16 protein-coding genes are annotated in these 16,046 nt (G+C 71.1%); 5 read left to right on the forward strand and 11 right to left on the reverse strand.

Translation table 11 applies throughout. The features are described 5' to 3' along the window. Positions 1–524: 524 nt before the first annotated feature. The 5 genes from OHQ87_RS30720 to OHQ87_RS30740 all read right to left on the reverse strand — a co-directional run bounded on the left by OHQ87_RS30720 (position 525) and on the right by OHQ87_RS30740 (position 6,815). A complete protein-coding gene (locus OHQ87_RS30720; protein WP_328343564.1) occupies positions 525–2,162 on the reverse strand; it encodes a glycoside hydrolase family 13 protein in 1,638 nt (545 codons plus the stop codon). Between the two features lie 80 nt (positions 2,163–2,242). Then, on the reverse strand, positions 2,243–3,316 hold the full coding sequence (locus OHQ87_RS30725; protein WP_328343566.1) for a LacI family DNA-binding transcriptional regulator: 1,074 nt from the start codon (positions 3,314–3,316) through the stop codon (positions 2,243–2,245). A 69-nt stretch (positions 3,317–3,385) separates the two neighbouring features. Next, positions 3,386–4,351: a carbohydrate ABC transporter permease gene (locus OHQ87_RS30730; protein ID WP_328343568.1), complete on the reverse strand. Its 966-nt coding sequence runs from the start codon at positions 4,349–4,351 to the stop codon at positions 3,386–3,388. Between the two features lies 1 nt (position 4,352). Next, entirely contained in the window at positions 4,353–5,402 is a 1,050-nt protein-coding gene (locus tag OHQ87_RS30735; RefSeq protein WP_328343570.1) for a carbohydrate ABC transporter permease, read from the reverse strand. A gap of 72 nt (positions 5,403–5,474) precedes the next feature. Further along, positions 5,475–6,815, reverse strand: coding sequence for an ABC transporter substrate-binding protein (locus tag OHQ87_RS30740; protein WP_328343572.1), 1,341 nt, complete (start codon positions 6,813–6,815; stop codon positions 5,475–5,477). A gap of 277 nt (positions 6,816–7,092) precedes the next feature. Here OHQ87_RS30740 and OHQ87_RS30745 point away from each other — a divergent pair, with 277 nt between their 5' ends. Then, positions 7,093–7,869 carry a peptidoglycan DD-metalloendopeptidase family protein gene (locus tag OHQ87_RS30745; protein ID WP_328343574.1) on the forward strand — a complete coding sequence of 259 codons (777 nt, stop codon included), beginning with the start codon at positions 7,093–7,095 and terminating at the stop codon, positions 7,867–7,869. A gap of 76 nt (positions 7,870–7,945) precedes the next feature. Here the strand turns inward: OHQ87_RS30745 and OHQ87_RS30750 are convergent, their stop codons facing one another. From OHQ87_RS30750 to OHQ87_RS30770, 5 genes are all read right to left on the reverse strand, one after another. Further along, positions 7,946–8,440 carry a TspO/MBR family protein gene (locus tag OHQ87_RS30750; RefSeq protein WP_328349087.1) on the reverse strand — a complete coding sequence of 165 codons (495 nt, stop codon included), beginning with the start codon at positions 8,438–8,440 and terminating at the stop codon, positions 7,946–7,948. Between the two features lie 170 nt (positions 8,441–8,610). Further along, a complete protein-coding gene (locus tag OHQ87_RS30755; protein WP_167179460.1) occupies positions 8,611–8,754 on the reverse strand; it encodes a GPGG-motif small membrane protein in 144 nt (47 codons plus the stop codon). 42 nt (positions 8,755–8,796) lie between these two features. Then, complete coding sequence (locus OHQ87_RS30760; RefSeq protein ID WP_328343581.1) at positions 8,797–9,519, reverse strand: metallophosphoesterase family protein; 723 nt, start codon at positions 9,517–9,519, stop codon at positions 8,797–8,799. Positions 9,520–9,529: 10 nt separating this feature from the next. Next, on the reverse strand, positions 9,530–9,796 hold the full coding sequence (locus OHQ87_RS30765; RefSeq protein ID WP_328343583.1) for a hypothetical protein: 267 nt from the start codon (positions 9,794–9,796) through the stop codon (positions 9,530–9,532). Further along, positions 9,793–10,398 carry a nucleotidyltransferase gene (locus OHQ87_RS30770; protein ID WP_328343585.1) on the reverse strand — a complete coding sequence of 202 codons (606 nt, stop codon included), beginning with the start codon at positions 10,396–10,398 and terminating at the stop codon, positions 9,793–9,795. The genes OHQ87_RS30765 and OHQ87_RS30770 overlap by 4 nt, the downstream gene beginning before the upstream one ends. A gap of 174 nt (positions 10,399–10,572) precedes the next feature. Between OHQ87_RS30770 and OHQ87_RS30775 the strand changes: the two genes are divergently transcribed. From OHQ87_RS30775 to OHQ87_RS30790, 4 genes are all read left to right on the forward strand, one after another. After that, positions 10,573–11,295, forward strand: a complete 723-nt coding sequence (locus tag OHQ87_RS30775; RefSeq protein ID WP_328343587.1) for a dTMP kinase — start codon at positions 10,573–10,575, stop codon at positions 11,293–11,295. Positions 11,296–11,443: 148 nt separating this feature from the next. Continuing rightward, a complete protein-coding gene (locus tag OHQ87_RS30780) occupies positions 11,444–12,358 on the forward strand; it encodes a MurR/RpiR family transcriptional regulator (protein WP_328343589.1) in 915 nt (304 codons plus the stop codon). 89 nt (positions 12,359–12,447) lie between these two features. Beyond that, positions 12,448–13,347: an N-acetylmuramic acid 6-phosphate etherase gene (locus OHQ87_RS30785; protein ID WP_328349089.1), complete on the forward strand. Its 900-nt coding sequence runs from the start codon at positions 12,448–12,450 to the stop codon at positions 13,345–13,347. Positions 13,348–13,813: 466 nt separating this feature from the next. Next, a complete protein-coding gene (locus tag OHQ87_RS30790) occupies positions 13,814–14,803 on the forward strand; it encodes a sigma-70 family RNA polymerase sigma factor (protein WP_328349091.1) in 990 nt (329 codons plus the stop codon). Between the two features lie 131 nt (positions 14,804–14,934). Here the strand turns inward: OHQ87_RS30790 and OHQ87_RS30795 are convergent, their stop codons facing one another. Beyond that, complete coding sequence (locus OHQ87_RS30795; protein WP_328343591.1) at positions 14,935–15,918, reverse strand: C40 family peptidase; 984 nt, start codon at positions 15,916–15,918, stop codon at positions 14,935–14,937. Between the last annotated feature and the right edge of the window lie 128 nt (positions 15,919–16,046).

A 16,046-nucleotide genomic window follows, 5' to 3' on the forward strand; every position in this document is an offset into this window, starting at 1 on the left:
AGGTGTCACCAACCGGGGACGATCAAAAGGAAACGGGGCCACCCGGTCGAGGTGTGGGCCCATCGGCTGGGGCGACGGCGGGTGAGGGGGTCCGGTGTGGGCCACCGGTAGGGGTGAGGGTCGGTGCGGTGGTCGGGACGAGGGCCACCGGTCGGGGCGACGGCGGGTGAGGGGGTCCGGTGTGGGCCACCGGTCGGGGTGAGGGTCGGTGCGGTGGTCGGGACGAGGGCTGGTGGTCGGGGTGAGGACTGGTGGTCGGGGCCACGGCTGGTGGTCAAGACGAGGGCTGGTGGTTGGGTGGGGCTCGCCCGGTGACTCCCGGCTGTGAATCGCTAACGTCATCAGCTCTAAAGGACGCGACCGGAACTACCGGGGTGCCACGTTCCGCCTGTGCACCAGCCGCCTGCTGACGCCTCAGCGCCCGGCCCAGCGCCGATTGCCCAGCGTCCGGCGTCCGGTCCAGGCACCGGCCCGGCGTCCGGTCCAGGCACCGGCCCGGCGCCGGGGCCTGGACCGGGAGGGGATCAGGGGCGGACCCAGACCGTCACGTCGGTGGGGACCCGGCCGTCGGCGTCCAGCGGCGCGCTGCTGTGCAGCAACTCCCCGGCCGGCGGCGGCACCGCGGCGGCACCGAAGTTGGTCAGCACGGTCAGCCCGGCGTTGTGGAAGCTCAGCGCCTCGTCGCCCGAGGACAGCCATTCCAGGGTGCCCCGGCCCAGGCCGTGCTCGCGGCGCAGCCGCAACGCGGTCCGGTACGTCTCGTAGGTCGAGCCGGGCACCCCCTGCTGCCGGTCCAGCGCGTACTCGGCCCAGAGCGGCGGCTGCGGCAGCCAGCTGGCGTCGGTCGGGCCGAAGCCGTACGACGGGGCGTCGGCCTCCCACGGGATCGGCACCCGGCAGCCGTCCCGGCCGCGTTGGGTGTGGCCGCTGCGCTCCCAGGTCGGGTCCTGCCGGGACTCGTCGGGCAGCGTGGTGTGCTCCGGCAGTCCCAGCTCCTCACCCTGGTAGAGGTAGGCCGAACCGGGCAGGGCCAGCATCAGCAGGGTGGCCGCCCGTGCCCGGCGCAGGCCCAGCGCGGCGTCCGGCTGGGGGTCGCCGATGCCGATGCCGTTAGGCCGGCCGCCCTTGGCCGACAGGCCCATCCGGGAGGCGTGCCGGATGACGTCGTGGTTGGAGAGCACCCAGGTGGTGGGGGCACCGACGGCGTCGGTGGCCTCCAGCGAGCGGGTGATCACCGCGTACTGGGCGGGAGCCGTCCAGGCGGCGAGCAGGTACTCGAAGTTGAACGCCTGGTGCATCTCGTCGGGGCGTACGTAGCGGGCGATCCGTTCGGCCGGCTCCACCCACGCCTCGGCGACCAGGATCCGCTCGCCGTCGTAGGAGTCCAGCACCTGCCGCCAGTCCCGGTAGATCTCGTGTACGCCGTCCTGGTCCCACATCGGCGGGCGCGGCTTGTCCACCTCGTTGCCGGAGAGGATCTCCTGCGGCTCCTCCCAGTTGGCCAGGTCGGCCTGCTTGATCAGGCCGTGCGCCACGTCCACCCGGAAACCGTCGACGCCCCGGTCCAGCCAGAACCGGAGCACGTCCAGGAACTCGGCGCGGATCTCCGGGTTGTCCCAGTTGAGGTCCGGCTGGGCGGTGTCGAACAGGTGCAGGTACCACTGGCCGGGCCGCCCGTCGGGCTCGACGAGCCGGGTCCAGGCGGGGCCGCCGAAGACGCTCTGCCAGTCGTTCGGCGGTTCGACGCCGTCCGGGCCGAGGCCGTCGCGGAAGACGTACCGGTCCCGTTCGGGGCTGCCGGGGGCGGCGGTGACGGCGGCCCGGAACCACGTGTGCGCCGACGAGGTGTGGTTGGGCACCAGGTCGACGATGACCTTCAGGCCCTTCGCCCGCGCCTCGGCGATCAGCGTGTCGGCGTCCGCCAGGCTGCCGAAGAGCGGGTCGACGTCGCGGTAGTCGGCGACGTCGTACCCCGCGTCGGCCTGCGGCGACGGATAGAACGGCGACAGCCAGACGGCGTCGACGCCCAACTCGGCCAGATGTCCCAGCCGGGCGGTGATGCCGGGCAGGTCACCGATGCCGTCGCCGTCGGAGTCGGCGAAGGAACGCGGATAGATCTGGTAGATGACGGCCTCGGTCCACCATCCGTGGGCCACGCCCATGGACTGTTCCTGCTGCCTCGCGTCGGTGTTCAGAGCCTTCTCCCTGTGTCGAGCCGGTCGAGCCGTGCGGTCGAATCCGTTCAGTGTGCCCGGGGCGGCGCCGTCGACTCCCGTACCACCAGTCGAGTGGGCAGGATCACCGACCGGCCCCCCGCGGTGCCGTCGCCGTCGACCCCGCGGGGGGCCGGCACCCGGCCGGCGTACGGCTCGACGGTGCCGGTGCCCAGCGGATCGAGCAGCAGCCGGGCGGCGAGCCGACCCTGCTCGGCGGCGGGTTGGGCGATGGTGCTCAACCCGAGCACGCCGGACAGGTCGTGGTCGTCCACGCCGATCACGCTGACGTCCTGCGGAACCCGTAACCCGGCGTCACGCAGCGCGGTCATCGCGCCCATCGCGATCTCGTCGCAGGCGGCGAAGATCGCGGTCGGTGGCTCTCCCCGGGCCAGCAGTTCGACTGTCGCCTGGTTGCCGCCGTCGATGCTGAACTGCGACTCCATGTCCAGGCTGGGGTCGGGGCGCAGGCCCGCCCGGCGCAGCGCCTCCCGGTAGCCCCGGCGACGGTCGGTGTGGGTGGTGAAGGCCAGTTCGTCGTTCGGATCGCCGGAGATGTGGGCGATCCGCCGGTGGCCCAGGTCGAGCAGGTGCCGGGTGGCCGTCCGGGCCGCCGCCACGTCGTCGATCCGGACGCAGGGCCAGCCCGGCACCGTGCTTCCCGAGCTGATCGTGATGCCGGGCAGGTCCAGCTCGGCCAGGGCGGTCAGGTCGGCCGGCCGTAGCGGGGTGGCGACCAGCATGATCGCGTCCACCCGCTTGTGCAGGTTGGCGGTGCGCAGCACCCGTTGCCGGACCTGCTCGCGCCCACCGAGGTTGTAGAGCAGCAGGTCGTAACCGGCCTGGTGGAGGAAGTCCTCGACCGCCTCGACGACGGTGCCGAAGAACCAGCGGGTGATCCGGGGCACAACCACGGCGACCGTGCCGGTCCGGCCCCCGGCCAGCCGGGACGCGCTGGGCGAGACCGCGTACTGGAGCTGTTCGGCGGCGGCGAGCACCCGACGGCGCGTGGCGGCCGACACCGTCGGCAGGCCGCGCAACGCCCGGGAGACGGTGGCGGTGGAGACCCCGGCGAGCCGGGCCACGTCGTCGATCCTCGTCACGCTGTCGTTCCCCCGCTCCGCGCCGACCTCCGCCGCCGCCCGGTGCTGCCGGGCGGCGGCGGGCGGACGTCAACCCTTGACGCTGCCGGCGAGCAGGCCGCGCACGAAGAAGCGCTGCAACGACAGGAACACGACAAGCGGTACGACGATCGAGACGAACGCGCCGGCGGTGAGTCGCTGCCACTCGTTGCCCCGGGTGCCGGCCATCTCGGCCAGCCGGACGGTGAGCGGGGCGGTCTCGTTGCCGCCACCGGCGAAGATCAGCGCGACCAGCAGGTCGTTCCAGACCCAGAGGAACTGGAAGATGCCGAACGCCGCCAGCGCCGGGGTGATCAGCGGCAGCACGATGGTGCGGAAGATCTTGGGGTGGGTGGCCCCGTCGACCCGGGCCGCCTCCATCAGGTCCCGGGGGAGCTGCGAGACGAAGTTGTGCAGCAGGAACACCGCGAACGGCAGGGCGAAGCAGGTGTGCGCGAACCACACCTGGGCGAACTTCTGCTCGTCGACCAGGTCCCAGGCCGGCATCAGCTGCACGCCGCCCAGGGTGACCCCGGTGGAGAAGAACTTCAGCAGCGGCACCAGGGCCATCTGCAGCGGCACGATCTGCATCGCGAAGATCGCGATGTAGAGCCAGTCCCGCCCCCGGAAGTTGATCCAGGCCAGCGCGTACGCGGCAAGCGAGGCGAAGGCCAGCGGGAACAGCACCGACGGGATGGTGATGGCCAGCGAGTTGATGAAGTAGCTGGCCAACTGCCCCGACGACGAGGAGGACCCGAAGAGCACGTCCTGGTAGTTCTCCAGGGTGAACTGCGGGTCGGTGAAGAAGGTCCACCAGCCGGTGGACTTGATCTCGGCCTCGGGCCGGAACGAGGAGACGAACAGGCCGAACGTCGGGATCGTCCAGAGCAGGGCGATGACGATCGAGACCAGGGTGGCGGTGCGGCTGTTGAGCCGGTTGCGGACCCGGCCGGCCGTGGTGGTCGGTTTCCCGGCCGCCTGGGCGCCGGCTCCGACGGTGGGCGTGGCGGTGGTCATCTCAGCCCTCCCGCTGCTGACGCAGGTTGCGGATCTGGTAGATCACGAGCGGGATGACCAGGATGAAGAGGAAGACCGCCAGGGCGGAACCCTGCCCGGCCTCGCCGTACCGGAATGCCTGGTTGTACATCTCGTTGGCGATCACGCTGGTGTCGTAGTTGCCGTTGGTCGCGGTCCGGACGATGTCGAAGACCTTGAGCGTGGCGATCGACAGCGTCACCACCACCACGATCAGCGCCGGTCGGATGCTCGGCATGGTGATCTGCCAGAACATCTGCCACGGGGTGACCCCGTCGAGGCGGGCCGCCTCGACGATGTCGCCGGGGATCGCCTTGATCGCGGCGGCGAGCACCACCATGGCGAAACCGGCCTGGATCCAGACCATGATGACGATGAGCAACAGCGTGTTGAGCGGGCTCTCCTGGAGCCAGAACCGAGGCTCGCCGCCCAGGCTGACCACTATCTGGTTGAGCAGGCCGATCTGGTCCTGGTCGTCACCGCGGTACGCGTAGACGAACTTCCAGATGATGCTGGCCCCGACGAACGAGATCGCCATCGGCAGGAAGATCAGTGACTTGGCGATGGACTCGAACCGGGCCTTGTCCACCATGACGGCGTAGAGCAGGCCGAAGGTGGTGGCCACCAGCGGCACCAGCAGCACCCAGATCAGGGTGTTGAGCAGGACCCGGACGATCGAGTCCTCGGAGAACATCCAGCCGTAGTTGCGCAGCCCCACCCAGTCGTTGCCACCGGAGTCCATGAAGGAGAGCAGGACGGTCCGGATCGCCGGCCCCACCAACCCGATGGCGAGCAGAAGCAACGTCGGCAGCAGGAAGAAGAGCGCGAACAGCCCCTCCCTCGGCTTGCGCCGGCGGGGTAGCGGGGCACCGCCGGTCGAGGCGGCGACCAACTGCGCCTCCCGACGGCGGGCGAACCAGGCCGGCACCACGTCGAGGAGCAGGAGCAGACCGCCCACCACCGCGACGAAAGCGATCAGCCCGTACATCAGCATGAGGAACTTCGGCTGTTCCTCAGCGAAGTCGAACTCCATCGACCCTCCTTCAAGGGTTCGGTATCCGACGGTGGCCCGGTCCGTGGGTACGGACCGGGCCACCGTCGCAGATCACTTCCAGCTGTTTTCGATGCCGCCCAGCACGGTGGCGGTGTCCTTACCGTTGATCCACTCGATCATGCCCTTCCAGAAGGTGCCGGTGCCCACGGCGGCCGGCATCAGGTCGGAACCGTCGAAGCGGAACACGGTCTTCGGGTCCTGGAGGATGCCCACGGAGAGCTTGTCCACCGGGTTCGGCACGTTGGCCAGGTCGAGCTTCTTGTTCGCCGACACCCAGTCGCCGATCTTGGCGCGGCTGTTGGCGTACTCGCCGGAGGCGAGGTAGGTCTGCACCGCCTGCACCTCGGGACGGTCGGCGAAGGCCGCGACGAACTCGCCCGCGCCCAGCACCGGCTTGCCCTGGGCCGGGTCGATGGCCGGGAAGTAGAACGCGAAGACGTCACCGTCCTCGGCGACCTTGGTGCCCTTGGGCCACTGGTTGGCGTAGAAGGACGCCTGCCGGTGCAGGGCGCACTTGCCGGTGGTGATCGGGACGCCGGCCTCCTGGAAGGAGGTGGTGGCGATGCTCTTCACGCCGCCGAAGCCGCCGTTGACGTACTTCTCGTTCTTGAGGATGGTGCCGGCCCGGTTGAGCGCGTCGGCCACCTTCGGGTCGTTGAACGGGATGCCGTGGGTGGTCCACTGGTCGTAGACCTCGGGGCCGGCCGTACGCAGCAGCACGTCCTCGATCCAGTCGGTGGCCGGCCAGCCGGTCGCGTCCTGGGATTCGATGCCGACGCACCACGGCTTGGTGCCGCTGGCCGCGATGGTGTCGGAGAGCTTGATCAGCTCGTCCCAGGTGGTGGGGACCGTCCAGCCCTTCTCCTTGAAGGTCTTCGGCGAGTACCAGACGAACGACTTGACGTTAGAGCCCAGCGGGGCGCCGTAGAACTGGCCGTTGACGGTGCTGTACTTCAGCCAGTCGGGGGAGTAGTTCGCCTCGGCCTCGGTCTTGGTGGCGGCGGCGGCCGGCTTGAGCTTGCCGGCATCGGCGAACCGCTTGAGCAGGCCCGGCTGGGGGATGAAGGCCAGGTCGGGCGCATTGCCGCCGTCGACGCGCACGGGCAGCTGGGCCTCGAACTCGCCGGAGCCCTCGTGGTCGATCTCGATGCCGGTGCAGTCCTCGAACTGCTTCCAGGACTGGGCCAGCCGGTCGGCCTCGATGTCCCGGATCGACGAGTAGACGGTGACCTTCTTGCCGTCGTTGTCGCCGTACTTCTCGTATGCGGCGCACTCGGCCGAGCCCGCGTTGCTGCTCTTCTTGTCGTTGCCGGTGCCACAGGCGGCGGCGCCGAGGGCCAGCCCCAGCACGCCGGCGATCGCGAGAGCCTGGCGTGATCTGGCAAACGCCATGCCGTTCTCCTTCCTTGCCGGCGCGCCCACAGGTGGGGGAACCCGACGCCGGTCCGATGAGTCGTCCCCACATGTAAGCGCTTGCATCCCGATCGGTCCACCCCCCTGGCGGACACGGCCCGGTAACAATCGCGAAACCCCCTCATCCGAGGTGGGTGCGCTCCCACCCGTGCTCGTCGGACAGGGGTGGGCAGGGGGTTCACCACCTTTTCATCGATGGCGATACCTGCCACTCTCGGGGTAGGCGATTGAAGGATCTCGACATCGGAGGTGCTGGATGCGTAGACGGTGGTGGAGCCCGGTGGTGGCGGCCGTGCTGGTCGGCGGGGTGCTTGTCCCGGCCGGCCCGGCGTGGGCCGCCGCGCCCACGTTCAAGGTGCCGTTCCCGTGCGGCCAGTCCTGGTCCGGCCAGACCCGCTCGGACCACAGCCCGGCCAACGCGGTGGACTTCAACCGCACCGACGACCTCGGCGATCCGGTGGTGGCCAGCGCCCCCGGCACCGTCGACCGGGTCACCGACCTCGGCGGGACGAGCTACGGCAAGTACGTCCGGATCGACCACGGCGGCGGTTACACGACGTACTACGCCCACCTCAACGGCTTCAACGTCTCGGTCGGCCAGCGGGTCGGCTACGGCAAGGTGATCGGCTGGGTCGGCAGCACGGGCGGGTCCACCGGCCCGCACCTGCACTACGAGCAGCGCCTCGACGGTGCCGACATCAAGGTCAGGTTCAACGGCACGCTCGCGCTGTACTGGGGCACCAAGACGTACACCAGCGGCAACGACTGCGCCAGCGGCACCGGATCGGGCACGGTCGACACCGCCGGGGCCCCGCTGACCGTCCGGTCCGGGCCGGGCACCGGCTACTCGTCAGTCGGCACGGTCGCCGACGGCGCCAAGGTCACCATCGGGTGCCAGACCAGCGGCACCACGGTCACCGGCACCTTCGGCACCAGTTCGATCTGGGACCGGATCGGCTCCGGCCGGTTCATCGCCGACGCCTACGTCTACACCGGCCACGACGGCTACATCCCGAACGTGCCCCGCTGCTGAGACCGGGGGTCGCCGGGTCGGGGTGACCTGCCCCGGCCCGGCGACGACCCCGCAGCGGCCTGTGGGGCGGCGACAGTCAGTTGTTGAGCTGCCAGATCGAGAAGTTCAGCGCGGCGGCGAAGGTGACCCAGGCCCAGTAGGGCAGCAGCAGGGCCGCCGCCGGCCGGGAGATCCGCCGGAAGGCGACCACCGTGACCGCGATCGCCAGCCACATCAGCACGATCTCGGCGAACGCCAGACCGTAACGGCCGGCGCCGAAGAAGAGCGGGGTCCAGACCGCGTTCAGCACCAGCTGGACCGACCAGGCCCAGAGTGCGGGGCCGAAGCCGACCCGCCGCCAGACCAGCCAGCCGGCGACCGCGATCATCGCGTAGAGCAGGGTCCAGACCGGGCCGAACAGCCACGAGGGCGGGGCCCAGGCCGGTTGCCGCAGGGCGGCGTACTCGTCGCTGGTGCCGGACACCCCCAGCCCGCCGATCGCGGCGGCGACCGTGACGGCGGCGCCGAAGCCGAGCAGCGCCCACCAGGTCCGTGCGGTGCCGGCCCGCCGGTCGCTCCGGGTTGTCTCCATAGTCAAGATATTTCCCCGGTACGCCCCGACAAACCCGTCACCACGCCGCCGGCCCGACCGGGGAACCAGCCGGACGGCAAGACGCCGGGGTCGTCGATGCCGGATGCTCCTGTCTGGGAGGACGGAGCATCCGGTGGCGACGACCCCGGCGGGTCAGGTGTGGACCGGTGTCAACTGAAGATGCTGACACCACCCGGGCCGACCAACAGGCCGACCACGATGAGGACGACGCCCCACAGGATCTGCCGGCGGAACAGCGCGAGGATGCCGGCGACCACGAGTACGACTGCGAGAATCCAGAGAATCAGCTCCATGGCTGCTGAATACCCGGCGGTCCGATCCCGAAAACCTGCTTCTCAGTTGATCTGGTCTCCCAGATGGAAGACGCTGTACGCCTGCTTGATCACCGGGTGGGCGACGTTGCGCACCCGTACCCCGCCGGGGGTGACGCCGCGCTCGGTGCCGGCGTGCGCGTGCCCGTGCAGGGCGAGCGCCGTCGGCGCCGAGTCGATCGCCTGACCGAGCTGGTACGACCCGAGGAACGGATAGATCTCCAGCGGCTCACCGGCCAGGGTGTCCGGCACCGGGGCGTAGTGGGTGAGCGCGACGAGCAGGTCGCAGTCCAGCCCGCGCAGCGCCTCGCCCAACGCCGCCGCGCTCTCGTTGCTGGTGCGGACGAAGGACTTCATCTCCGGCTCGCCGAAGTCGCTGGCGCACCGGCCGGCGAACCCGCCACCGAAGCCCTTGACCCCGGCCACCCCGAGCCGGCCACCGGGGCACTCCAGCACCGTGCCGGTCCCCTCCAGCACGGTGATGCCGGCATCCTCCAGCACCTTGACCACCTGCGGCACCTGATCGCACTGGTGGTCGTGGTTGCCCAGCACGGTGATCACCGGCACCCCGAGGCCACCGAACTCCTGGGCGACGCAGCGGGCCTCGGCCTCGGTGCCGTGCCGGGTCAGGTCGCCGGCGAGCAGCAGCACGTCGGCACAGTCGGGCAACTCCTCCAGGGCCGGGCGGAACCGACCCAGCACGTCGGCGTCCAGGTGGACGTCGCCGACGGCGGCGATCCGGATCATCGGGTCCTCCTCACGGCAGCTCCTCGACCTGGGCCGGCGCCTGGGCGCGGATCACGCCGATGTCGCTGGTGACCGCCTCGTCCGGGAAGCGTTCGGCCACCCGACGCAGGATCTCCGCCCGGCGGTGCGGGCTCTCCACCTCGCCGGTCAGGACCAGGCCACGCTCCCGGCGGACCACTGTGATGCCCTGCTCGGCCACGTCCGGGTCCTCGGTCAGCAGCCGTTGGATCGCCGCCTCGACGTAGTCGTCCGGCGGGCCGGCGCTGTGCTCGGTCACGGGGTCTCCCTTTCCTCGGGGATGCGGGCGTACGGCACCGGCGTGCCCCCGTACGGGACGACGTCGAGCCGGTCCAGCAGCATCAGGAACGCTTCGGCGTACGGCGAGTGCTGGGTCTCCTTCCGTACCCGCTCCCAGTCGATCTGTTCGCGCAGCGACCGGGCCAACGGCAGGCCCCGGGCGAAGTCGCAGTAGTGCTGGGAGAAGCTGAGCAGCTTGTGCACCATCAGCCGGGTCGCCGACAGCACCGGCATCCGGATGGCGTCCACCGGGCGGACCACGGTGTCGGCGAGGGTCTCCTGGGTGACCGGGGTCTCCACCGGTCGGTGGATCAGGTCCACCATCCGCCCGTCGTCGTAGACCTTGACCAGCCAGTCCTCCGGCGGTCGCTCGGCGGTGAAGCCCTCGTCGGTAAGCGCCTCCAACGCCCGCTCGACATGCTCCTCGGGGAGCAGGAAGTCCACGTCGTGCTCGCTGGAGTGGCCGCCGTGCGCATAGACGGCGAAGCTGCCGCCGAGGGCGAAGGGGATCTCGTTCTGCTTGAGCACGGCGGCGACCCGCTTGAGGGTGTGCAGGAGGCTGACGTCCCCGCGCTCGGCCATCTGGTCGCTCCCGTCGTGGATTATCGGTGGGAAATGACGTTGCGTACCCGGCTGTCCGCCCGCCCACACCTGGGTCGGCGTGTCGATCCGGCTATCACCTACTCAAGTGGGATCAACCGGGCAGCCGGCAAGCGCGGGTCGGATAGCCTGTGGAGGGTGGCCAGAGCGCGGCGCGTGACCGACCGTAGGGCCCGACTGCGTCGCGTCGCGTTGATCGGCATCGACGGTTCGGGCAAGACCACCCAGGCGTACCGGCTCGCCGCCGCCCTCACCGCGGCCGGGCGGCCGGCCACCTACCACCGCAACGCGAGTGGCAGGCGCTGGCTCGGCCGGGTCGCCCACCGCTTCGGCCGTACCGACGCGCAGCTGCTGGTGGGTCGGGACGGGATGATCGCCGTGGAGTCCGTACTGCGCTGGCTGGCCATCGCCGCCGCGCTGCTCAGCTGCCTGGTGACCGGTCGCACTGCCGTGATGGACCGCTACTCCGCCTGTCAGTACGCCAGCATCCGGGCGCACGGTGGGCAGCGGTGGGAGCGGCTGGCCCGGGTCGGCTACCGGGTCTTCCCCGCACCGCAGGTCACCTTCCTGCTGGCCGTCGACCCGGTCGAGGCGTACCAGCGGATCGAGCGGCGGGGCGAGGACCACGAGACGATGGGCTGGTTGACCGCCGCCGATGCGGCCTACCGGTCGTTGCCGGAATATCCGGGCTTCGTGGTGGTCGACGCGGCTGGTGGGCCGGACGAGGTGTCCCGGCGGATCCGGGCGCACCTGGCGCGCTGGCTGCCGCCGGAGGAGGCCGGGTCGACGGTCGACGGCCCGCCGGACGACACCGGGCCGTCCGCCCCGAAGGTCGACGACGTGGCCAGGGAGCCGGTCGCGGCTCAGACCGGACCGTAGGCCGGGCGATTCCACCGGACCGGCGGAGGCGCGTCAGGCTGCGGAAATGGAAGTCTGGGCCGGCAAGGCCCCCCACCCGGGGGATACTTCCTGTCGGATCCGCGCGGTCGTGGTTGACGCTCGCGGCTCGTGAAAGTAAGTTTCATCCGTGGCGAAGAGTCCGAAGATTTCTGCGAGTCACGAGCCGGGTGGACTGATCGTCCACATCAGTGGCCTGCTCCCGTCGCTGTCCCCCGCCGAGCAGCGGGTCGCCCGGCTGGTCGTCGCGGATCCGGCCGCCGCCGCCCGTCGGACCATCACCGACCTCGCCACCGCCGCCGAGACCTCCGAGGCCACCGTCATCCGGTTCTGCCGGTCCGTCGGCATGGACGGCTACCCGCAGCTGCGGATCCGGCTCGCGGCCGAGGCCGCCCGACGGGTCGAGCCACCGGACGCCCGGGTGGTCGGCGGCGACATCCCGCCCGGCGCCGACCTGGCGCAGATCATCGCCACCATCGCCTTCAACGACGCGCGGGCCGTCGAGGAGACCGCCGAGCAGCTCGACCCGGCGGTCTGCGAGCAGGTCGTCGAGGCGATCGTCAGCGCCGGCCGGATCGAGGTCTACGGCGCCGGCGCAAGTGGCTTCGTCGCCTCCGACTTCCAGCAGAAGTTGCACCGCATCGGCCGGATCGCCTTCTCCTTCCCGGACGTGCACACCGCGTTGACCTCCGCCGCCCTGCTCGGCAAGGGCGACGTGGCGATCGGCATCTCGCACACCGGTACCACGTCCGACGTGATCGAGGTGCTCGAACAGGCCCGGTCCCGGGGTGCGGTCACCGTCGCGCTCACCAACTTCCCCCGCTCGCCGATCACCGAGGTCGCCGACTACGTCCTCACCACCGCCGCCCGCGAGACGACCTACCGTTCGGGCGCGATGGCCAGCCGGCTGGCCCAGCTCACCGTGGTGGACTGCCTCTTCGTCGGAGTGGCCGCCCGGAACCGGACCCGGGCCCGCCGGGCGCTGGAGGTCACCGCCGAGGCGGTCCGCACACACCGGGTCGGCGGCAGCCGGAGGCGCTCGTGACCGCCGGCCCGACCGGGCCGGACGGCGTGTTCGGGCCGGACGGCGTGCTCGGGCAGCGGGGCCACGAGGGCGTGGTGGACCTGCATCAGGTGGTCCGCGTCGGCGCGCCCACCGAACGGCGCAACCCGCACAGCACCGACCTCGACCTGATGTCGACCCGGGACGTACTCACCGTGATCAACGACGCCGACCGGCGGGTGCCGGCGGCGGTGGCCGCCGTCCTGGACGAGATCGCGGCGACCGTCGACCTCGCGGTCACCGCGTTGCGCGGCGGGCACCGGGTGCACTACTTCGGCGCCGGCACCTCCGGCCGGCTCGGGGTGATCGACGCCGCCGAGCTGGCCCCCACCTTCAACTCCCCGGACGGCTGGTTCTGCGCCCACCTGGCCGGTGGACCCGATGCGATGTGGCGTGCCGTCGAGGACGCCGAGGACGACCTGCGCGGGGGCGCGGCCGAGGCCGCCGGGTGCGTCGCCGCAGGCGACCTGGTGGTCGGACTGGCGGCCAGCGGGCGCACACCGTACGTCCTCGGGGCGCTCGACGCGGCCGGGGAGCGGGGTGCGGCGACGGTGCTGCTCTGCGCCAATCCGGAGGTCCGGGCGTCAGCCCGGGTCGACGTGGTCATCGGGGTCGACACCGGCCCGGAGGTGGTGACCGGGTCGACGCGGATGAAGGCGGGCACCGCACAGAAGTTGGTGCTGAACACCTTCTCCACGGCGGTGATGGTGCGGCTGGGCCGGGTCTACTCCAATCTGATGATCGACATGGTGGCCACCAACGCCAAGCTGCGGGGCCGGATGATCTCCATCCTGATCGAGGCGACCGGGTGCTCCGAGGAGGTCTCCCGGCGTGCCCTGCACGAGGCCGACGGCGACCTGAAGACCGCCCTCGTCTCGCTGCTCTCCGGGGCCGAGGTCGGCGCGGCCCGGGCCGCGCTGGCCCGCACCGCGCACCAGGTCCGCGGTGCCATCGCCCTGCTCGCCTCCTGAGCCTGCCGCCGGTGGCGGCGGTGGGACGCGGCGACGTGCCGCGCTGCGGGGCCCGCCGGGCGGGGTGACCGGGAACACCCGCCGCCGGGGACGTCCGCCACGTCACGGATTGTTGTTCGGGGCGTGGGGTAATCCAGGACCGCCGGGTGAACCGACCGGTCCACCGGCCCGTATCTGGCAGTGACCGGAATCGCAGCCAGGCGGTGACGAGGGTCGCTGTGTGCCGGATGTCGCAATGGTGCGGCGTTTCGGAAACGGACGACGACCTCCCGTTCCACAGGCGGTGACCGTCGGTCGACGGGGCTGCCCCAAGGGGCGCTGACAGCAAACGTGGACCGGGCTTTCAGCTGGTACTCAGGCATTCGTGACACTTTCGACTCACGACATGGAATCCCCGACCCGTCTCGACTGTTGTGTAGGTGTCAGCACCCGCGGGCAGCACGGGGGAGGGCTGATGGACGTGGGGATGGCAAGGAACCGGGCAACCGGCGCGAGCGAGGGGACCGTGGACACCGTGGACAAGAACATCGGCATGCGAACCGACGAGGTCGCCGAGGAGCGTGACCTGGTCGGCGTCTACCTTCACGAGATCTCCCGGACGCCACTGCTGGACGCCGCCAAGGAGGTCGATCTCTCCAAGGCGATCGAGGCGGGCCTCTACGCCGAGCACCTGCTCGGCGAGGACCGCGTCCCCGCCGGCGTCGACCGGGAGGACCTGGATCGGCTGGTCGTCGAGGGTGAGCGGGCGAAGGACCTCTTCATCCGCGCCAACTTGCGGCTGGTCGTCTCGATCGCCCGCCGCTACGTGCGGTCGGGCATGCCCATGCTGGACCTGATCCAGGAGGGCAACACCGGCCTCGTCCGGGCGGTCGAGAAGTTCGACTACGAGCGCGGCTACAAGTTCTCCACCTACGCGACCTGGTGGATCCGTCAGGCGATCAGCCGGGCGATCGCCCAGCAGGAACGCACCGTGCGGCTGCCCGTGCACCTGGTCGAGGACGTCAACCGGATGCGCAACGTCGCCCGCCAACTCACCCGTGAGCTGGGCGGCGACCCGGAGCCGGAGCAGATCGCGGCCTCCCTCGGCGTCACCGTCGAGCGGGTCAACGAGCTGCGCCGCTGGTCGCAGGACACCGTCTCGCTGGACACGCCGGTCGGCGACGACGGGGACACCAACCTGGGCGATCTGGTCGCCGACAGCGACGCCCCGTCACCCGAGGACATCGTCCTCACCGGGTTGGAGCGGCAGCGCATCGAGGGTCTGCTCAACCACCTCGACGACCGGTCCGCCGGCATCATGCGGGCCCGGTACGGCCTGGAGGACGGGCGGGAGCACTCGCTGACCGAGGTCGCGTCGCGCTTCTCGCTCTCCCGGGAGCGGATCCGGCAGTTGGAGATCCAGGCGCTCGGCCGGCTGCGCGAGCTGGCCCGGGCGGAGGGCCTCCAGGCCGCCTGACCGGGCCTCGTCGGGACAGGTGCCGGTTCCGTGGCACCGAGCGGCTCAGTAGCCGCCTGAGCTGGTAGTAATGACGGCGAACGGCCGGCGTCCGATAGGGGGACGCCGGCCGTTCGCCGTAGCCGTGCCGGTCAGCCGACCCGGCCGTAGCCGGCGATGCTCATCATGTTCATCTTCCGTTTGAGCACGTTGCGACCGGCGCTCGGCGCGTCGATCACCTGACCGCCGCCGACGTAGAGCGCGACGTGCCCGAGCCCCGAGTAGAAGACCAGGTCGCCGGGGCGCAGCTCGCTACGGCTGACCCGGGAGGTGGCGTTCCACTGCATCGCCGCGTTGTGCGGCAGCCGCTTGCCGGCAGACCGCCAGGCGGCCAGGGTCAGCCCGGAGCAGTCGTATCCGCCGGGGCCCTCGGCACCCCAGACGTACGGCTTGCCGATCGCCCCGTACGCGTACCGCACGGCGGCGCCGGCGCTGCCGGAGACGGCCGGTGCGTCGGGGGTGGCGGCCGGGGTGGACCGGACCGGCTTGGCCGCCGGGGCCTCGGTGGCCCGCCCGTACGCCGCCCGGCGCATCTCGTAGAGCTTCGCCAGATCCTGCTCGATCCGCTTCTTGGCCTTGACGACGGCCCGGGACTGGGCGGCCTGCCGGGCCAAGGTGCTGTCGAGCCGGGTCTTCTGGTCGAGCAGCGCCCGCTGGTCGGCGGTGTACCCGTCGATCTGCTGTTGACGCTGCCGGGTGAGCTGGTCGAGGGTGCCGAGCCGGTCGACAAGTGAGCCGCCGGCCGGGTCGAGGATCGCCTCGGCGGTGCGCAGTCCCCCGGTCTTGTAGGCGGTGGCGGCGATCTGCCCCACCGCGGCCCGGCTCTGGGCGGCCTGGGTCTCCAGCGGGCCGATCCGCGCGTGCAGACCGGCCGCGGTGGCCTGGTTCGTCTTGATCTCCTCGTTGAGCTTGTTGTAGGACTCGACGATCCGTTCCAGCTCCGCCGAGGACTTCTCGATCCGGCTGGTGAGCTCGGCGACCGAGGGCTCGGCCCGGGCCGGTGCCGAGGGGGCGATCAGCGCGGCCGACAGGCCGGCGACCGCCAGGGTGCGCAGCAGCATCCGTAAGGACGACAAGAGCGGAAGACTCCTCTCCCACCGGTCACCGGGGGATGCTGACGCCCTCGGTGACACCGGCCGGGCCCGTCCGGATGGACGGCCGTTTACCGTGCCGGCCCGATCAACCTAACCCGTGACGGGAGTGA

This window comes from Micromonospora sp. NBC_00421 (genome assembly GCF_036017915.1).
Classification (GTDB): domain Bacteria; phylum Actinomycetota; class Actinomycetes; order Mycobacteriales; family Micromonosporaceae; genus Micromonospora.